The organism is Enterobacter cloacae complex sp. IR5428, from assembly GCF_049238585.1.
Classification (GTDB): Bacteria; Pseudomonadota; Gammaproteobacteria; order Enterobacterales; family Enterobacteriaceae; genus Enterobacter; species Enterobacter intestinihominis.
This window is the reverse complement of record NZ_JBMKHV010000007.1, coordinates 291,491-310,146: the sequence shown is the minus strand read 5'-3', so window position 1 is coordinate 310,146 and position 18,656 is coordinate 291,491. Positions and strand designations below refer to the sequence as shown.

General features: G+C 54.9%; 15 protein-coding genes. 14 read left to right on the top strand and 1 reads right to left on the bottom strand.

Translation table 11 applies throughout. The annotated features are described in order from the left end of the window. The first annotated feature begins 115 nt into the window (after window positions 1-115). The 4 genes from sucA (at window position 116) to sucD (ending at window position 6,296) form a co-directional block, all read left to right on the top strand. On the top strand, window positions 116-2,923 hold the full coding sequence (gene sucA / locus ACOTXC_RS13390) for a 2-oxoglutarate dehydrogenase E1 component (RefSeq protein WP_022647462.1): 2,808 nt from the start codon (window positions 116-118) through the stop codon (window positions 2,921-2,923). A 14-nt stretch (window positions 2,924-2,937) separates the two neighbouring features. After that, window positions 2,938-4,164 carry a 2-oxoglutarate dehydrogenase complex dihydrolipoyllysine-residue succinyltransferase gene (gene odhB / locus ACOTXC_RS13385; protein WP_003858613.1) on the top strand — a complete coding sequence of 409 codons (1,227 nt, stop codon included), beginning with the start codon at window positions 2,938-2,940 and terminating at the stop codon, window positions 4,162-4,164. Window positions 4,165-4,260: 96 nt separating this feature from the next. After that, window positions 4,261-5,427 (top strand): ADP-forming succinate--CoA ligase subunit beta, encoded by a 1,167-nt coding sequence (sucC, locus tag ACOTXC_RS13380; protein ID WP_022647464.1) that lies wholly within the window; start codon window positions 4,261-4,263, stop codon window positions 5,425-5,427. Then, complete coding sequence (sucD, locus tag ACOTXC_RS13375; RefSeq protein ID WP_006809578.1) at window positions 5,427-6,296, top strand: succinate--CoA ligase subunit alpha; 870 nt, start codon at window positions 5,427-5,429, stop codon at window positions 6,294-6,296. Before sucC ends, sucD begins: the two co-directional genes overlap by 1 nt. Window positions 6,297-6,382: 86 nt before the next feature. On the opposite strand, the gene ACOTXC_RS13370 is transcribed toward sucD, so the two are convergent. Continuing rightward, complete coding sequence (locus ACOTXC_RS13370; protein ID WP_022647465.1) at window positions 6,383-7,099, bottom strand: GntR family transcriptional regulator; 717 nt, start codon at window positions 7,097-7,099, stop codon at window positions 6,383-6,385. Window positions 7,100-7,270: 171 nt separating this feature from the next. Between ACOTXC_RS13370 and mngA the strand changes: the two genes are divergently transcribed. From mngA to tolA, 10 genes are all read left to right on the top strand, one after another. Next, window positions 7,271-9,187, top strand: coding sequence for a PTS 2-O-a-mannosyl-D-glycerate transporter subunit IIABC (mngA, locus tag ACOTXC_RS13365; protein WP_023299613.1), 1,917 nt, complete (start codon window positions 7,271-7,273; stop codon window positions 9,185-9,187). Between the two features lie 23 nt (window positions 9,188-9,210). Next, a complete protein-coding gene (gene mngB / locus ACOTXC_RS13360) occupies window positions 9,211-11,847 on the top strand; it encodes a mannosylglycerate hydrolase (RefSeq protein ID WP_421767746.1) in 2,637 nt (878 codons plus the stop codon). 681 nt (window positions 11,848-12,528) lie between these two features. Continuing rightward, window positions 12,529-14,097: a cytochrome ubiquinol oxidase subunit I gene (cydA, locus tag ACOTXC_RS13355; protein WP_023299615.1), complete on the top strand. Its 1,569-nt coding sequence runs from the start codon at window positions 12,529-12,531 to the stop codon at window positions 14,095-14,097. Between the two features lie 15 nt (window positions 14,098-14,112). Further along, window positions 14,113-15,252, top strand: coding sequence for a cytochrome d ubiquinol oxidase subunit II (gene cydB / locus ACOTXC_RS13350; protein ID WP_022647469.1), 1,140 nt, complete (start codon window positions 14,113-14,115; stop codon window positions 15,250-15,252). A 14-nt stretch (window positions 15,253-15,266) separates the two neighbouring features. Continuing rightward, complete coding sequence (gene cydX / locus ACOTXC_RS13345; RefSeq protein ID WP_014169181.1) at window positions 15,267-15,380, top strand: cytochrome bd-I oxidase subunit CydX; 114 nt, start codon at window positions 15,267-15,269, stop codon at window positions 15,378-15,380. Then, the gene (gene ybgE, locus ACOTXC_RS13340) at window positions 15,380-15,670 is read left to right on the top strand and encodes a cyd operon protein YbgE (protein ID WP_003858596.1); all 291 of its coding nucleotides are present in this window, start codon (window positions 15,380-15,382) and stop codon (window positions 15,668-15,670) included. Before cydX ends, ybgE begins: the two co-directional genes overlap by 1 nt. Window positions 15,671-15,818: 148 nt before the next feature. Next, complete coding sequence (gene ybgC / locus ACOTXC_RS13335; protein ID WP_003858593.1) at window positions 15,819-16,223, top strand: tol-pal system-associated acyl-CoA thioesterase; 405 nt, start codon at window positions 15,819-15,821, stop codon at window positions 16,221-16,223. Then, window positions 16,220-16,912 (top strand): Tol-Pal system protein TolQ, encoded by a 693-nt coding sequence (gene tolQ, locus ACOTXC_RS13330; RefSeq protein ID WP_022647470.1) that lies wholly within the window; start codon window positions 16,220-16,222, stop codon window positions 16,910-16,912. Before ybgC ends, tolQ begins: the two co-directional genes overlap by 4 nt. Before the next feature lie 3 nt (window positions 16,913-16,915). After that, on the top strand, window positions 16,916-17,344 hold the full coding sequence (gene tolR, locus ACOTXC_RS13325) for a colicin uptake protein TolR (protein WP_003858589.1): 429 nt from the start codon (window positions 16,916-16,918) through the stop codon (window positions 17,342-17,344). Between the two features lie 28 nt (window positions 17,345-17,372). Then, window positions 17,373-18,626 (top strand): cell envelope integrity protein TolA, encoded by a 1,254-nt coding sequence (tolA, locus tag ACOTXC_RS13320; RefSeq protein WP_421767745.1) that lies wholly within the window; start codon window positions 17,373-17,375, stop codon window positions 18,624-18,626. The last annotated feature ends 30 nt before the right edge of the window (window positions 18,627-18,656 follow it).

Below are 18,656 nucleotides of genomic sequence, written 5' to 3'. Positions count from 1 at the left end.
AGGTTCCTTCGCGGGCCAAATGAAAAGAGCTCGCAGGTGAACCCCGGCACGTACACGTGGTGTGCGTGGTAGTTTCTACGGCGAAAGTAAGCATAAAAATGCTTAAGGGATCACGATGCAGAACGGCGCAATGAAAGCCTGGCTGGACTCTTCTTACCTCTCTGGTTCAAACCAGAGCTGGATAGAACAGCTCTATGAAGACTTCTTAACCGATCCTGACTCAGTGGACGCAAACTGGCGTTCCATGTTCCAGCAGTTGCCTGGTACAGGGGTCAAACCGGATCAATTCCATTCAAAAACACGTGATTATTTCCGTCGTCTGGCGAAGGATGCCTCACGTTACTCTTCTGCGATTTCCGACCCTGACACCAATGCGAAGCAGGTAAAAGTCCTGCAGCTTATCAACGCTTATCGCTTCCGTGGTCACCAGCATGCGAATCTCGATCCGCTGGGACTGTGGCAGCAGGAACGTGTAGCGGATCTCGATCCGGCTTATCACGATCTGACCGAGGCCGATTTCCAGGAAAGCTTTAACGTAGGTTCCTTTGCCATCGGCAAAGACACGATGAAACTGGGCGATCTGATTGATGCGCTCAAGCAAACCTACTGCGGCTCCATCGGCGCGGAATATATGCACATTACCTCCACCGAAGAGAAACGCTGGATCCAGCAGCGTATCGAATCCGTGGCGGGTCACGCGAATTTCTCAGCAGATGAGAAAAAACGTTTCCTGAGCGAACTGACGGCAGCAGAAGGCCTTGAGCGCTATCTGGGCGCGAAATTCCCGGGCGCAAAACGCTTCTCACTGGAGGGCGGCGATGCGTTAGTCCCGATGCTGAAAGAGCTGATTCGTCATGCCGGTAAGAGCGGCACGCGCGAAGTGGTGCTGGGCATGGCGCACCGTGGCCGTCTGAACGTGCTGGTTAACGTGCTGGGTAAAAAACCGCAGGATCTGTTCGACGAATTTGCGGGTAAACATAAAGAGCACCTCGGCACCGGTGACGTGAAGTATCACATGGGCTTCTCGTCAGATATCGAAACCGAGGGCGGTCAGGTTCACCTGGCGCTGGCGTTTAACCCGTCGCACCTGGAAATCGTCAGCCCGGTGGTTATCGGTTCCGTGCGTGCGCGTCTGGATCGTCTGGACGAGCCGAGCAGCAATAAAGTGCTGCCAATCACCATTCACGGTGATGCGGCAGTCACAGGGCAGGGCGTGGTTCAGGAAACCCTGAACATGTCGAAAGCGCGTGGTTATGAAGTGGGCGGTACCGTTCGCATCGTAATCAACAATCAGGTGGGCTTCACCACCTCTAACCCGCTGGATGCGCGTTCTACCCCGTACTGCACCGACATCGGTAAAATGGTTCAGGCGCCAATCTTCCACGTAAACGCGGATGACCCGGAAGCCGTTGCTTTCGTTACCCGTCTGGCGCTGGACTTCCGTAACACCTTTAAGCGCGACGTGTTCATTGACCTCTTCTGCTACCGCCGTCACGGCCACAACGAAGCGGATGAGCCAAGTGCAACCCAGCCGCTGATGTACCAGAAAATCAAAAAACACCCGACGCCGCGTAAAATCTATGCTGACAAGCTGGAAAGCGAAAAAGTGGCGACGCTGGAAGATGCGACCGAAATGGTCAATCTTTATCGCGACGCGCTGGACGCGGGTGAATGCGTGGTCAAAGAGCTGCGCCCAATGAACATGCACTCCTTTACCTGGTCGCCGTACCTCAACCACGAGTGGGACGAGAGCTACCCGAACAAGGTTGAGATGAAGCGTTTGCAGGAGCTGGCTAAACGCATCAGCACCGTGCCGGAAGCGATCGAGATGCAGTCCCGCGTGGCCAAGATCTATGGCGACCGCCAGGCCATGGCGGCGGGTGAAAAGCTGTTCGACTGGGGCGGCGCGGAAACGCTGGCCTATGCGACGCTGGTTGACGAAGGTATTCCGGTTCGTCTGTCCGGTGAAGATGCGGGTCGTGGCACCTTCTTCCACCGTCATGCGGTTGTACACAACCAGTCTAACGGTTCAACCTATACTCCGCTTCAGCACGTGCATAACGGTCAGGGCCAGTTCAAGGTCTGGGACTCCGTGCTGTCAGAAGAAGCGGTTCTGGCCTTCGAATACGGCTACGCCACCGCAGAACCTCGCACCCTGACTATCTGGGAAGCGCAGTTCGGTGACTTCGCCAACGGTGCGCAGGTCGTCATCGACCAGTTCATCTCCTCCGGTGAGCAGAAGTGGGGCCGTATGTGTGGTCTGGTGATGTTGCTGCCGCACGGCTATGAAGGACAAGGGCCGGAGCACTCCTCCGCGCGTCTGGAGCGTTATCTGCAACTCTGCGCCGAGCAGAACATGCAGGTCTGCGTGCCGTCCACCCCGGCTCAGGTGTACCACATGTTGCGTCGTCAGGCGCTGCGCGGTATGCGCCGTCCGCTGGTGGTCATGTCGCCAAAATCCCTGCTGCGTCATCCGCTGGCGGTTTCGAGCCTGGATGAACTGGCTAACGGCACCTTCCTGCCAGCCATCGGTGAAATTGACGAGCTGGATCCGCAGGCCGTTAAGCGTGTCGTAATGTGTTCTGGTAAGGTTTATTACGACCTGCTGGAACAGCGCCGTAAGAACGATCAGAAAGATGTCGCCATCGTGCGTATCGAGCAGCTTTATCCGTTCCCGCATCAGGCGATGCAGGAAGTACTGAAACAGTACGCTCACGTTCATGATTTTGTCTGGTGCCAGGAAGAGCCGCTCAACCAGGGCGCATGGTATTGCAGCCAGCATCATTTCCGTGAAGTGATTCCATTTGGGTCTGCCCTGCGTTATGCAGGTCGCCCGGCCTCCGCCTCTCCGGCGGTAGGGTATATGTCCGTTCACCAGAAGCAGCAACAAGATCTGGTCAATGACGCGCTGAACGTCGATTAATTAAAGGATACATAATGAGTAGCGTAGATATTCTTGTTCCCGACCTGCCTGAGTCCGTAGCAGATGCAACCGTCGCCACCTGGCACAAAAAACCAGGCGACGCGGTAACCCGTGACGAAGTGCTGGTAGAAATCGAAACTGACAAAGTGGTACTGGAAGTACCGGCTTCAGCGGATGGCATTCTGGATGCAGTCCTGGAAGACGAAGGTACGACCGTGACTTCTCGCCAGATCCTGGGTCGCCTGCGTGAAGGCAACAGCGCGGGCAAAGAGTCCAGCGCGAAATCTGAAGAGAAAGCGTCTACCCCAGCCCAGCGCCAGCAGGCGTCTCTGTCCGATCAGACCAATGACGCGCTCAGCCCGGCGATCCGTCGCCTGCTGGCTGAGCACAGCCTCGATCCGGCAGCCATCAAAGGTACCGGCGTGGGTGGCCGTCTGACTCGCGAAGATATCGACAAGCATCTGGCAAAAGCGCCTTCAGAGGCGAAAGCGGAAGCGAAAGCCCCTGCGGCAGCACCAGCGGCACAGCCAGCTCTGGGCGCACGTAGCGAAAAACGCGTGCCGATGACCCGCCTGCGCAAGCGCGTGGCCGAGCGTCTGCTGGAAGCGAAAAACTCCACCGCGATGCTGACCACCTTCAACGAAGTCAACATGAAGCCAATCATGGACCTGCGCAAGCAGTACGGTGACGCGTTTGAAAAACGTCACGGTATCCGTCTGGGCTTCATGTCCTTCTACGTGAAAGCGGTAGTTGAAGCGCTGAAACGCTACCCGGAAGTGAACGCGTCTATCGATGGCGATGACGTGGTTTACCACAACTACTTCGATGTCAGCATGGCGGTTTCTACCCCACGCGGCCTGGTCACCCCGGTTCTGCGTGATGTGGACACCCTGGGTATGGCTGACATTGAGAAGAAAATCAAAGAGCTGGCCGTGAAAGGCCGCGACGGCAAGCTGACCGTTGAAGACCTGACTGGCGGTAACTTCACCATTACCAACGGTGGCGTGTTCGGCTCGCTGATGTCTACCCCGATCATCAACCCGCCGCAGAGCGCGATCCTGGGTATGCACGCCATTAAAGATCGTCCAATGGCGGTAGACGGTAAAGTTGAGATCCTGCCGATGATGTACCTGGCGCTCTCATACGATCACCGCCTGATCGACGGCCGCGAGTCCGTAGGCTTCCTGGTTGCCATTAAAGAGCTGCTGGAAGATCCAACGCGTCTGCTGCTGGACGTTTAGTAACTATTTAGCATCACCTGCCCTGTAGGCCGGATAAGCGTAGCGCCGGTCTACAGGTTTGAAGATAACGATTACCCTGAAGGATGGATAGAACACATGAACTTACATGAATATCAGGCCAAACAGCTGTTTGCCAGGTCAGGCTTACCGGCTCCGGTGGGTTATGCCTGTACTACCCCGCGTGAAGCAGAAGAAGCCGCATCTAAAATCGGTTCCGGCCCGTGGGTAGTTAAATGTCAGGTTCACGCTGGTGGCCGTGGTAAAGCGGGCGGTGTGAAGGTTGTTAAGAGCAAAGAAGAGATCCGTGCGTTTGCTGAACATTGGCTCGGCAAGCGTCTGGTAACCTACCAGACAGATGCGAATGGCCAGCCGGTCAACCAGATCCTGGTTGAAGCGGCAACCGACATCGCGAAAGAACTGTACCTCGGCGCAGTCGTAGACCGTAGCTCCCGTCGCGTGGTGTTCATGGCATCTACCGAAGGCGGCGTGGAAATCGAAAAAGTGGCGGAAGAGACCCCGCACCTGATCCACAAAGTGGCAATCGATCCGCTGGCGGGCCCAATGCCTTACCAGGGACGTGAGCTGGCGTTCAAACTGGGTCTGGAAGGCAAGCTGGTTCAGCAGTTCACCAAGATCTTCATGGGGCTGGCGACCATCTTCCTGGAGCGCGATCTGGCGCTGATCGAGATCAACCCGCTGGTGATCACCACCCAGGGCGACCTGATCTGCCTCGACGGCAAGCTGGGCGCTGACGGCAACGCGCTGTTCCGCCAGGCGGATCTGCGCGAAATGCGCGACCAGTCTCAGGAAGATCCGCGTGAAGCGCAGGCTGCCCAGTGGGAGCTGAACTACGTGGCGCTGGATGGCAACATCGGCTGCATGGTTAACGGTGCGGGCCTGGCAATGGGCACCATGGACATCGTTAAGCTGCACGGCGGTGAGCCAGCGAACTTCCTCGACGTGGGCGGTGGCGCAACCAAAGAGCGCGTAACCGAAGCGTTCAAAATCATTCTCTCTGACAGCAACGTAAAAGCGGTTCTGGTGAACATCTTCGGCGGTATCGTACGTTGCGACCTGATCGCCGACGGTATCATCGGCGCGGTAGGAGAAGTGGGCGTTAACGTTCCGGTTGTTGTACGTCTGGAAGGGAATAACGCTGAACTCGGCGCGAAAAAACTGGCTGACAGCGGCCTGAATATTATTGCAGCGAAAAGTCTGACGGATGCAGCTCAGCAGGTTGTTGCCGCAGTGGAGGGGAAATAATGTCCGTTTTAATTAATAAAGATACCAAGGTTATCTGCCAGGGCTTCACCGGTAGCCAGGGGACTTTCCACTCCGAACAGGCGATTGCCTACGGTACGCAGATGGTTGGCGGCGTAACGCCAGGTAAAGGCGGCACCACGCACCTGGGCCTGCCGGTGTTCAACACCGTGCGTGAAGCAGTAGAAGCGACGGGCGCAACCGCGACCGTGATCTACGTTCCAGCGCCGTTCTGCAAAGACTCTATTCTGGAAGCGATCGACGCAGGCATTAAGCTGATCATCACCATTACCGAAGGTATCCCGACGCTGGATATGCTGACCGTGAAGGTGAAGCTGGACGAAGCAGGCGTGCGCATGATCGGTCCGAACTGCCCAGGCGTCATCACCCCGGGCGAATGCAAAATCGGCATCATGCCGGGCCACATTCACAAACCGGGCAAAGTGGGCATCGTGTCCCGTTCCGGTACCCTGACCTATGAAGCAGTTAAGCAGACCACCGATTACGGCTTCGGCCAGTCCACCTGCGTGGGCATCGGCGGTGACCCGATCCCAGGCTCTAACTTCATCGACATCCTGAAGCTGTTCCAGGAAGATCCACAGACCGAAGCGATCGTGATGATCGGTGAGATCGGTGGTAGCGCGGAAGAAGAAGCGGCTGCTTACATCAAAGATCATGTGACCAAGCCGGTGGTGGGTTACATCGCGGGTGTGACCGCGCCAAAAGGCAAACGTATGGGTCACGCGGGCGCGATTATCGCTGGTGGTAAAGGTACGGCTGATGAGAAATTCGCAGCACTGGAAGCCGCAGGCGTGAAAACCGTTCGCAGCCTGGCGGATATCGGTGAAGCACTGAAATCCATCATTAAGTAAGTCCTCTCTGCTCCCCGAATGGGGCGCGTTGAAGTATAAAAAAATGTCCGTTTCGACATGGTTGGCCGCTGTAAAGCGGCCTTTTTTTATTGTCTGCGTTTAGCCACCAGAGTGAATTTATAGTCGTCGGTATTAAACACGTTGCGACTGTATTCAAATACCCGGCCGTCTTTAAGGAAGCCGCGGGAAACTTTTTCAAGAATTGGTTTTGCCGGATCGAGCGCCAGGGCGGCAATCGCCTCGTCCGATGGCATGACTGGCACCAGCTCCTGCTCGCTGCGATCGATAACCAGCTTTTTGACCTGCTCAATGTAATGGTATTTCGACTGTTCCATCACTTCCCAGGTGAGGTCGGGGAACATCGCCAGCGGCATCCATGTCTCTTCCAGATTCACCGGCTTTTCCCTGATGAAGCGTACGCGCTTGACGTGCCAGACCTTATCATCCGGATTGAGCGCCAGTTTTGCCGCGAGCCGCTCATCGGCTTTCACCACTTCGAAGACGCTGACGTCGCTGTGCGTATCAACGTTGCGATCCGCCAGTTTTTCGTAAAAGCCGGTAAGCTGATAAATATCGTAATTCACCCGCTCCTCTTTTACATACGAGCCGCTGCCCTGAATGCTTTCGATGATCTGCTCGTCGGCGAGCAGCTTCAAAGCCTGCCGCACGGTGACACGGCTAACGTTAAATGCCTCCTGAAGGCTGGATTCCGTCGGCAGCGCGTCTCCGGGTTTTAATTCCCCGGCGTTAATCTTCTCGCGGAACGCATCGGCGATCTGCCGGTACATCGGTTTATTGCCCATTGTGTTACGCCTTTTTAATACCTTTTTAGGGGAATTATGCCTTCAGTGACTGATTTGTAAATAATACAAATTAAATACAAATATCGTTGTTAGTGAAAATGATCACATAAATGTATTATCCAGTCTGCCACAATCCTCCCCAGACAATAACTTTGGATAGGTGAGGATCTTATGAACCTGACGACTCTGACCGACCCCCGTGCTGTCTGCGTGCAGGCGCAGTTTACCAGCCGTGATGAGGCAATCCGTCAGCTTGCGACGCGGCTGGTAGCGTTGGGCAAAATAGCCGACGCCGATACGTTTCTGGCAGAGGTTTTCCATCGCGAATCGCTTGGCCCGACGGCGCTGGGCGAGGGGCTGGCCGTACCCCATGGTAAATCAGCGGCAGTAAAGGAAGCGGCTTTTGCCGTGGCAACACTGCGCGAGCCGCTGGCCTGGGAAGGCGTGGACGGACCGGAGGAGGTCGAGCTGATTTTTTTGCTCGCCATTCCTCCCGCACAAGCGGGATCAACGCATATTCAGGTGCTGACGGAACTGACGTCCCGCCTGGCGGATGACGATCTCAGGGCGCACGTGATGACGGCGACCAGCGCGGAAGCGGTGCTTGCTGCGCTGGAAACGGCGCCTGAGGCGCAAGAAACCGCCGTCGCAGAGAATGCCCCGACGATCGTCTGCGTTACCGCCTGTCCGGCCGGGATCGCCCATACCTACATGGCAGCGGAATATCTCGAAAAAGCGGGACGTAAGCTCGGCGTCAATGTAGTGGTCGAAAAGCAGGGGGCAAACGGTATTGAGGGGCGCATCACCGCGCAGCATTTGCAGGAGGCAAAAGCGTGTATCTTCGCGGCGGAAGTGGCGATCAAAGAGCGTGAGCGTTTTCAGGGGATCCCCGCCATTTCCGTGCCTGTCGCGGAACCCTTGCGCCATGCGGAAGCGCTCATTGAGCGTGCGCTGGCGCTACAGCCTGTATCCGATGCGCGTCCTGCGCACGTCGACACGGACGCGAAAAAGTCCGTTAAAACCGAACTCAAGCAAGCGCTGCTCAGCGGTATCTCCTTTGCGGTGCCGCTGATTGTCGCTGGCGGCACGGTGCTGGCCGTGTCGGTACTCCTGGCGCAAATCCTGGGCTTGCAGCACCTGTTCGATCAGGAAAACTCGTGGCTGTGGATGTACCGTAAACTGGGCGGTGGGATGCTCGGCATTCTGATGGTTCCTGTTCTGGCGGCCTATACCGCTTACTCGCTGGCGGATAAACCTGCGCTTACGCCGGGCTTTGCGGCGGGTCTTGCCGCCAATATGATCGGCTCCGGCTTTCTGGGGGCCATCGTCGGCGGGCTGATTGCGGGCTACCTGATGCGCTGGGTGAAAAACCACATCCGGCTGAGTAGCCGCTACAACGGCTTTCTGACTTTTTATCTCTATCCGGTGATTGGCGTACTGGGCGCAGGCAGCCTGATGCTGTTTGTGATCGGCGAACCGGTGGCCTGGATCAATAACGCCCTGACCGCCTGGCTTAATGGTCTCTCCGGCGCGAACGCGCTGCTGCTGGGGGCGATCCTGGGCTTTATGTGCTCGTTCGATCTGGGCGGTCCGGTCAACAAAGCCTCTTACGCGTTCTGTCTGGGCGCGATGGCCAACGGCGTATACGGGCCTTATGCGATCTTCGCCTCCGTCAAAATGGTTTCGGCCTTTACCGTGACGGCATCAACGATGCTGGCTCCGAATCTGTTTAAACAGTTCGAAATTGAGACCGGCAAATCCACCTGGCTGCTGGGGCTGGCGGGCATCACCGAAGGGGCAATTCCGATGGCTATCGAGGATCCGTTGCGAGTCATCGGCTCATTTGTTCTGGGGTCAATGGCGACCGGAGCGATTGTCGGAGCGATGGGTATTGGGCTCTCCACCCCGGGCGCGGGCATTTTCTCTCTCTTCTTACTGCATGATGCCGGGCTGGGCGGCGTGATAGCCGCTGCCGGCTGGTTTGGCGCCGCGCTGGTGGGCGCCGCAATCTCTACGCTCATTTTACTGCTCTGGCGACGCCAGGCCGTGAAGAGCGGTACCTACGTGACTGAAGACATACCATCCTAAACACGCACTGACAGGAAACGAAGATGAAAGCTGTATCTCGCGTTCATATCACGCCACATATGCACTGGGACCGGGAGTGGTACTTCACCACCGAAGCGTCACGTATTCTTCTGGTCAATAATATGGAAGAGATCCTCACCCGTCTTGAGCAGGACGCAGAGTATAAATACTACGTTCTCGACGGCCAGACGGCGGTGCTGGAAGATTATTTTGCCGTGAAACCGGAAAACAGGCCACGCGTGAAGGCGCTGGTGGCGGCCGGGAAGCTGATTATCGGGCCGTGGTATACCCAGACGGATACCACCCTTGTCTCCGGCGAGTCGATTGTGCGCAATCTGATGTACGGCATGCGCGACTGTCTGGCCTTTGGCGAGCCGATGAAAATTGGCTATCTGCCGGACTCCTTCGGCATGTCTTCCCAGCTGCCACACATTTACAACGGTTTTGGCATCACGCGCACCATGTTCTGGCGCGGCTGTTCCGAGCGGCACGGTACCGATAAAACCGAATTTCTCTGGCAAAGCCAGGACGGCAGCGAAGTGACGGCACAGGTGCTGCCGCTGGGCTACGCGATTGGTAAGTACTTACCGGAGGATGAAGCCGGACTGCGCAAACGGCTCGACAACTACTTCGAGGTGCTCGAAAAAGCCTCCGTGACGAAAGAAATTTTGCTGCCTAACGGCCATGATCAGATGCCGCTCCAGCAGAACATATTTGCGGTGATGGATAAGCTGCGCAAAATCTATCCGCAGCGTCAGTTTGTGATGAGCCGCTTCGAGGAGGTGTTTGACCATATCGATGCGCACCGCGATGAACTGGCGACGCTGAAAGGGGAATTTATTGACGGTAAATATATGCGGGTGCACCGGACGATCGGCTCCACGAGGATGGACATCAAAATCGCCCACGCCCGGATAGAGAATAAAATCGTCAACGTCCTCGAGCCGCTGGCTACGCTTGCCTGGACGCTGGGCTTTGACTATCACCACGGCTTGCTGGAAAAAATGTGGAAAGAGATCCTCAAGAATCACGCCCACGACAGTATCGGCTGCTGCTGCAGCGATAAAGTGCATCGCGAGGTGATGTCACGCTTTGAGCTGGCGGAAGACATGGCCGATAACCTGACGTGCTTCTATATGCGCAAGATTGTCGACAACATGCCGCAGAGCGAGGAAGACAAACTGGTGATGTTTAACCTCACGCCCTGGCCGCGTGAGGAAGTGATCAACACCACGATACGTCTGCGCGCCAGCCAGTTCCGCCTGTTGGACGAAAAGGGAAATGAAATCCCTTATTATCTCCGCAGCGCGCGTGAGATAGACCCCGGGCTGATTGACCGGCAGATAGTGCATTACGGCAACTACGATCCCTTCATGGAGTTTGACATCCAGCTCAAACAGATCCTGCCATCTATGGGTTACCGCACGCTCTATATCGAGCCGCACGTGGCCGGCAAACTGCAGACGCCAGATAAATCGCCGGAGGCGTTACTGGAAAATGCTTTCTGGGAAGTAACGTTAAACGAGGACGGTACTTTGCGTCTGCTCGATAAAGCGTCCGGGCTTATCTATGACCGCGCGCTGGAAATTGAAGAGAGCTCGGATGATGGCGATGAGTACGACTACTCGCCTTCACGGGAAGAGTGGAGACTCTCTTCCGCGCAGGGCGAACATGAGGTTGAGGTGATCCACGAGGCCTGGCAGAGCAGGGCGGTGATCCGCCATCGAATGGCGGTGCCAGCGGATCTCGCTGAACGTTCTGCGCGTCAGCAGACGGGAACGCTTGAGGCAGAACTCACGGTCACGCTCAGCCATAACAGCCGACGTATCGACGTCAAGGCACGTCTCGGAAATCACGCGGATGACCACCGTGTGCGGGTGCTGATCCCGACACCATTCACCACAGAGACGGTCTTAGCCGATACCCAGTTTGGTTCGCTGACGCGCCCTGTACAGGATGAAGCGATGGCAAACTGGCAGGAGGAGGGATGGAAGGAAGCGCCGCTGCCGGTGTGGAATCTGCTCAACTACGCGGTGCTCCAGGAACGGCGTAACGGGATGGCGCTATTTACCGAAGGGTTGCGCGAATTTGAAGTAACAGGTGAGCGTCAAAACACGTTTGCCCTGACGTTGCTTCGCGGCGTCGGGTTGCTTGGGAAGGAAGACTTACTTCTGCGCCCTGGCAGACCGTCCGGGATCAAAATGCCGGTGCCTGATTCGCAGATGCGGGGTCAGTTAACCTGTCGCTTTAGCCTGTTCAGTTTTAATGGTACGCCCGTCAGTGCTGGCGTTGCGCAGCAGGCGAAGTCGTGGTTAACGCCAGTGCACTGTTATAACAAAATTCCGTGGGATGCGATGAAGCTTAACCGTGCCTCTTTCACCACACCCTGTAGCTATAGCCTGCTAACGCTGGCGCCTAACGGATGTGTACTCAGTGCGCTGAAAAAAGCGGAGGATCGTGACGAGATGATTCTTCGTCTGTACAACCCTTCGGAGACCCGCTCCTGTGACGTGGCTTTGTCTGTGAACCGTAAGGTCCAGGCCTGTTGCGAAACGGACATGAATGAGGTGTGCAAAGCGCAAGGGGAGGAGGGCTCAGCCATTACGGGGCCTTTCCGGCCAGGCCAGTCACGGACCTTCAGCATAAAAATTGAAAGGTAATCTCAAGAACAATATCAAGGCCGCATCCCCTGCGGCCTTTATTTCATCAAATAGTCACCAAAGGGTGTTAATTTTAAGATTAGCGAAGGTGAATGAAATGTAATCTTTTAGGCGGGTAGTAAAGCGAAAGAAAAATACTGTGAAGCGGATAACATTATATGTTTCTCTCCCTGCAAAAAGGTCTTTTTTCACACGCGTTAATAAAAATCACAACTGTTTATATTATCTTCTGGCTTTTATAACCATTAATGCCTTTAAATATACATGTTATTAACAAGGTTTTTACTATCCATATCACAAAGAAACATCATTAACAGTACCGGCTGTTTTTGATTTAAATCAATGTTTAATCCTTGGAAAAAGGCTCCAAAAGGCGTTAAATTGTTCCCGATCAAAATGGCCGAAAAGTGGTAATTTTGCTATAAATTGATCGCCGTCGAAAAACGTAAATCTGTTCGAATAAAAACCTGTTTATTGTAAGGGTTTTGCAGCGTATTATATTTACGGGATCAATTTGGTTTTTTCTTAACGTATTTGTAACCTTTCATCATTGCTTTTTCCTCCTGTAGAGAATAAGCAACGAAGAAGGGAAGCAGATAACTTTGTATTGGGGCATGCGTGTGGATCCTTATCTAACGGGGTTCACTCTCGGAGTCTTCATGCGATGAGCAAGGAGTCATAATGTTAGACGTAGTCGAACTGTCGCGCTTACAGTTTGCCTTGACCGCGATGTACCACTTCCTTTTTGTGCCGCTGACGCTCGGTATGGCGTTCCTGCTGGCCATCATGGAAACGGTTTACGTCCTCTCCGGCAAACAGATTTATAAAGATATGACCAAGTTCTGGGGCAAGTTGTTTGGTATCAACTTTGCGCTGGGCGTGGCAACCGGTCTGACCATGGAGTTCCAGTTCGGGACAAACTGGTCTTACTATTCCCACTATGTAGGGGATATTTTCGGTGCGCCGCTGGCCATTGAAGGTCTGATGGCCTTCTTCCTCGAATCCACCTTTGTAGGTCTGTTCTTCTTCGGTTGGGACCGTCTGGGTAAAGTCCAGCATATGGCGGTAACCTGGCTGGTGGCATTAGGCTCCAACTTGTCCGCACTGTGGATCCTGGTGGCGAACGGCTGGATGCAAAACCCAATCGCATCTGATTTCAACTTCGAAACCATGCGTATGGAGATGGTCAGCTTCGCTGAGCTAGTCCTGAACCCGGTTGCCCAGGTTAAATTCGTGCACACCGTGGCGTCTGGCTATGTGTGCGGCGCGATGTTCGTGCTGGGCATCAGCTCCTACTATATGCTGCGCGGCCGTGACTTCGCGTTCGCCAAGCGTTCTTTCGCTATCGCAGCAAGCTTCGGTATGGCCGCGATTCTGTCCGTTATTGTTCTGGGTGATGAATCCGGTTACGAAATGGGTGACGTGCAGAAAACCAAACTCGCCGCAATTGAAGCTGAATGGGAAACCCAGCCGGCACCGGCAGCGTTTACCCTGTTCGGCGTGCCTGACCAGGACGCGCAGGAAAACCGCTTCGCCATTCAAATTCCTTACGCTCTGGGTATTATCGCCACGCGCTCCGTCGACAAACAGGTGACTGGCCTGAAAGATCTGATGGTGCAGCATGAAGAGCGTATCCGTAACGGGATGAAAGCCTACTCGCTGCTGGAACAGCTGCGCGCCGGCTCTACCGACCAGGCCGTTCGCGATCAATTTAACGACGTGAAGAAAGACCTCGGTTACGGTCTGCTGCTGAAACGCTATACCCCGAACGTCTCCGACGCGACGGAAGCGCAGATTCAGATGGCAACCAAAGACTCTATTCCACGCGTTGCGCCGCTGTACTTCGCGTTCCGCATCATGGTGGGTTGCGGCATTATCATGCTGCTGATCATCGCGGCCTCGTTCTGGTCAGTCATTCGTAACCGTATCGGTGAGAAAAAATGGCTGCTGCGCACCGCGCTGTACGGTATCCCACTGCCATGGATTGCTATCGAGTCCGGCTGGTTTGTTGCGGAATATGGACGTCAGCCATGGGCGATCGGTGAGGTGCTGCCAACAGCGGTAGCGAACTCCTCCCTGACCGCAGGCGACCTGATCTTCTCCATGCTGCTGATTTGCGGTCTGTACACCCTGTTCCTGGTGGCTGAACTGTTCCTGATGTTCAAGTTCGCGCGCCTTGGCCCAAGCAGCCTGAAAACCGGTCGCTACCACTACGAGCAGTCTGTTACGACTACTCAGCCGGCACGCTAAGACAGGAGTCATCAAATGATCGATTATGAAGTATTGCGTTTTATCTGGTGGCTGTTGATCGGCGTTCTGCTGATTGGTTTTGCGGTCACCGATGGTTTCGATATGGGCGTGGGCATGCTCACCCGTTTCCTCGGTCGTAATGACACCGAGCGTCGAATCATGATCAACTCCATCGCCCCGCACTGGGACGGTAACCAGGTGTGGCTGATCACCGCAGGCGGCGCGCTGTTCGCTGCCTGGCCGATGGTTTACGCGGCTGCGTTCTCCGGCTTCTATGTGGCGATGATTCTGGTGCTGGCCTCTTTATTCTTCCGTCCGGTAGGTTTTGACTACCGCTCCAAGATTGAAGACACCCGCTGGCGAAACATGTGGGACTGGGGCATCTTCATTGGTAGCTTCGTTCCACCGCTGGTCATTGGTGTGGCGTTCGGTAACCTGTTACAGGGCGTACCGTTCCACGTCGACGAATATATGCGTCTGTTCTACACCGGTAACTTCTTCCAACTGCTGAATCCGTTTGGTCTGCTGGCTGGCGTGGTGAGCGTGGCGATGATCATCACCCAGGGCGCAACCTATCTCCAGATGCGTACCGTAGGTGAACTGCACCTGCGTTCCCGTGCGACCGCTCAGGTGGCGGCGCTGGTGACGCTGGTCTGCTTCGCGCTGGCAGGCGTGTGGGTCGTGTACGGTATTGATGGCTACGTGGTGACCTCCGCCATTAACCATACCGCACCGTCTAACCCGTTGACCAAAGAGGTGGCGCGTCAGGCTGGCGCATGGCTGGTGAACTTCAACAATATGCCTGCGCTGTGGGCTATCCCTGCTCTGGGTGTGCTGCTGCCACTGCTGACAGTGTTAATGTCTCGTCTGGAGAAAGGCGCTATGGCGTTCGTGTTCTCTTCCCTGACGCTGGCGTGCATTATCCTGACGGCAGGTATTGCTATGTTCCCATTCGTGATGCCATCCAGCACCATGATGAATGCTAGCCTGACCATGTGGGATGCAACGTCCAGCCAGTTGACGTTGAACCTGATGACGTACGTTGCTTGCGTGTTCGTGCCGATTATCCTGCTCTACACCGCCTGGTGTTACTGGAAAATGTTCGGTCGCATCACTAAAGAACATATCGAAAGCAACACCCACTCTATGTATTAAGTAAGGAGCTGAATATGTGGTATTTCGCATGGATTTTAGGGACGCTTCTTGCCTGTGCATTTGGTGTCATCACTGCCCTGGCGCTTGAGCATGTAGAAGCGTCTAAAGCAGGTGAAGATAAGCACTAATGAATATTATCGCAACGTTATATGCGGTAATGGACAAGCGCCCCCTGCGGGCGCTTTCCCTCATTATGGCATTACTGCTGGCGGGCTGTATCTTCTGGGACCCGTCGCGCTTCGCGGCTAAAACCAGCGAGCTTGAGATCTGGCACGGCTTCCTGATTATGTGGGCGGTGTGTGCAGGTGTGATTCACGGTGTCGGCTTTCGTCCGAAAGCGCTTCACTGGCAGGGCATCTTCTGCCCGCTGATTGCCGATCTGGTTCTTCTCGCCGGTTTGATTTTCTTCTTCTTCTGAATAAGAAATGTCCGTTAATGATATGGGCTTACCCGAGCCCATAAAAATTTACTCTCCGTTTACTTTCCCCCATTCCAAACCATCATTCCCGCGCGTATAGTAGCGAAGTTTGAAAGCTCCAACTTTTCTTGTATTACCGGGATGTAAAGTGAATACAACGCTGTTTCGATGGCCGGTACGTGTCTATTACGAAGATACCGATGCCGGTGGTGTGGTCTACCACGCCAGCTACGTTGCTTTTTATGAACGGGCACGCACAGAGATGCTGCGCCATCATCACTTTAGTCAACAGGTGCTGTTGGCTGAGCGAGTTGCCTTCGTGGTACGCAAGATGACGCTTGAGTATTTTGCGCCTGCCAGACTCGACGATATGCTCGAAGTCCAAACAGAAATTACATCAATGCGCGGAACTTCACTGGTTTTCACGCAGCGGATAGTCAATGCAGAGAACACGGTACTGAACTCAGCTGAAGTCCTGATTGTCTGTGTTGATCCAACCATAATGAAGCCTCGTGCGCTTCCTAAGTCTATTGTCGCGGAGTTTAAGCAGTGACTGACATGAATATCCTTGATTTGTTCCTGAAGGCAAGCCTTCTGGTTAAACTTATCATGTTGATTTTGATTGGTTTTTCAATCGCATCCTGGGCCATCATCATCCAGAGAACGCGTATCCTCAATGCCGCTGGCCGCGAAGCCGAAGCGTTTGAAGATAAGTTCTGGTCGGGTATAGAGCTTTCTCGTCTCTATCAGGAAAGCCAGGGACGCCGTGATAACCTTTCAGGCTCCGAACAAATTTTTTATAGTGGTTTCAAAGAGTTCGCTCGCTTACACCGTGCTAACAACCATGCGCCGGAAGCCGTGGTAGAAGGTGCGTCGCGTGCGATGCGCATTTCCATGAATCGCGAACTGGAAAATCTTGAAACGCATATTCCTTTCCTCGGAACCGTTGGCTCCATCAGCCCGTATATCGGCCTGTTTGGTACGGTGTGGGGGATCATGCACGCCTTTATCGCCCTGGGGGCGGTGAAGCAGGCAACCTTGCAGATGGTGGCACCGGGTATCGCAGAAGCACTGATCGCGACCGCAATCGGTCTGTTCGCGGCAATTCCGGCGGTAATGGCGTACAACCGTCTGAACCAGCGCGTGAATAAACTGGAACTGAACTACGACAACTTTATGGAAGAGTTCACCGCGATTCTGCATCGTCAGGCGTTTACCAGCACCGAGAGCAACAAGGGGTAAACCATGGCCAGATCGCGTGGACGAGGTCGTCGCGAGCTCAAGTCCGAAATCAATATCGTTCCGTTACTGGACGTGCTGCTGGTGCTGCTGCTGATCTTTATGGCGACAGCCCCCATCATCACCCAGAGCGTAGAAGTTGATCTGCCGGATGCGACAGAATCACAGGCGGTAAGCACCAATGACGATCCTCCGGTCATCATTGAGGTTTCCGGCGTAGGGCAGTACAGCGTGGTGGTCGAGAAGGATCGTATGGATCAGCTCCCCCCAGAGCAGGTTATTGCTGAAGCGCAACGACGCCTGGAGTCAAATCCGAAGACGGTCTTCTTAATCGGTGGTGCGAAAGACGTACCATATGATGAAATTATCAAAGCGCTGAACTTGCTACATAGCGCGGGCGTTAAGTCAGTTGGCTTAATGACTCAGCCTATTTGATCATCTGCGTAGTTTTTGGGAACCGATAGTGTCAAAGGCAACCGAACAGAACGACAAGCTTAAGCGAGCGATAATCGTCTCCGCAGTGCTGCACGTGATTCTTTTTGCAGCGCTGATCTGGAGTTCGTTCGATGAGCACCTTGATGCATCAGGCGGCGGTGGGGGCTCGTCCATCGACGCCGTCATGGTGGATCCCGGTGCGGTAGTGCAGAACTATAATCGCCAGCAACAGCAGCAGGCGAGTGCAAAACGTGCGGAAGAACAGCGTGAAAAACAGGCGCAACAGCAGGCGGAAGAGCTACGTGAAAAGCAGGCCGCCGAGCAGGAACGTTTGAAGCAGCTTGAGAAAGAGCGTTTGCAGGCGCAGGAAGCCGCGAAAGAGCAGGCGGAGCAGCAGAAACAGGCTGAAGCCGCAGCGAAGAAAGCGCAGGAACAGCAGAAGCAGGCGGAGGAGGCGGCAGCCAAAGCCGCAGCAGATGCGAAGGCGCAGGCAGATGCTCAGGCGAAAGTAGCCGCAGAAGCAGCGAAAAAAGCCGCTGCTGACGCGCAGAAGAAGGCCGAAGCAGAAGCCGCGAAGAAAGCCGCTGCTGATGCGAAGAAGAAAGCGGAAGCCGAAGCCGCGAAAAAAGCCGCTGCTGACGCACAGAAGAAAGCCGAAGCAGAAGCCGCGAAGAAAGCCGCCCAGGAAGCAGAGAAAAAAGCGGCCGCCGAAGCGGCGAAGAAAGCGGCTGCCGCTGAGAAAGCTGCGGCAGAAAAAGCCGCCGCTGCGGAAAAAGCCGCTGCTGATAAAAAAGCTGCAGCTGAGAAAGCCGCTGCCGATAAGAAAGCAGCAGCCGAAAAAGCCGCTGCTAAAAAGGCCGCTGCCGCTGAGAAAGCTGCCGCAGCCGCAGGAGTTGACGATCTGCTGGGCGACCTGAGTTCCGGTAATAATGCACCGAAAACGGGCGGTGGGGCGAAAGGAAATGGACAGCCGTCAAAAGACAGCGGTACCTCCGGAGCCAACGGTGGGGCAACAGGTGCAGATATCAGTGCTTATGCCAAACAGATCCAGGTTGCGATTCAGAGCCGACTCTTTGATGCAGGCCTGTATCAGGGCAAGCAATGCGTACTGCACATCAATCTTGCGCCAGACGGCAGGTTGAAAAGCGTGACGTCTGAAGGGGGCGATCCTGCGCTCTGTCAGGCTGCGCTGGCCGCAGCCAGATCGGCGAACATTCCTAAACCGCCTAGCGAGGCTGTTTATGAAAGGATAAAAGATGCCAAACTGGACTTTAAGCTGTAATCAACTCTTCTAACGGAAGTATGAAAAACA

Excerpts from the sequence above, each read along its gene's own strand:
- mngA (WP_023299613.1), top strand. The coding sequence starts at position 7,271 with ATGAACCTGACGACTCTGACCGACCCCCGTGCTGTCTGCGTGCAGGCG.
- mngB (WP_421767746.1), top strand. The coding sequence starts at position 9,211 with ATGAAAGCTGTATCTCGCGTTCATATCACGCCACATATGCACTGGGAC.
- sucA (WP_022647462.1), top strand. The coding sequence starts at position 116 with ATGCAGAACGGCGCAATGAAAGCCTGGCTGGACTCTTCTTACCTCTCT.
- ybgE (WP_003858596.1), top strand. The coding sequence starts at position 15,380 with ATGAATATTATCGCAACGTTATATGCGGTAATGGACAAGCGCCCCCTG.
- sucC (WP_022647464.1), top strand. The coding sequence starts at position 4,261 with ATGAACTTACATGAATATCAGGCCAAACAGCTGTTTGCCAGGTCAGGC.
- odhB (WP_003858613.1), top strand. The coding sequence starts at position 2,938 with ATGAGTAGCGTAGATATTCTTGTTCCCGACCTGCCTGAGTCCGTAGCA.
- cydX (WP_014169181.1), top strand. The coding sequence starts at position 15,267 with ATGTGGTATTTCGCATGGATTTTAGGGACGCTTCTTGCCTGTGCATTT.
- sucD (WP_006809578.1), top strand. The coding sequence starts at position 5,427 with ATGTCCGTTTTAATTAATAAAGATACCAAGGTTATCTGCCAGGGCTTC.
- cydA (WP_023299615.1), top strand. The coding sequence starts at position 12,529 with ATGTTAGACGTAGTCGAACTGTCGCGCTTACAGTTTGCCTTGACCGCG.
- cydB (WP_022647469.1), top strand. The coding sequence starts at position 14,113 with ATGATCGATTATGAAGTATTGCGTTTTATCTGGTGGCTGTTGATCGGC.
- tolR (WP_003858589.1), top strand. The coding sequence starts at position 16,916 with ATGGCCAGATCGCGTGGACGAGGTCGTCGCGAGCTCAAGTCCGAAATC.
- ACOTXC_RS13370 (WP_022647465.1), bottom strand. The coding sequence starts at position 7,099 with ATGGGCAATAAACCGATGTACCGGCAGATCGCCGATGCGTTCCGCGAG.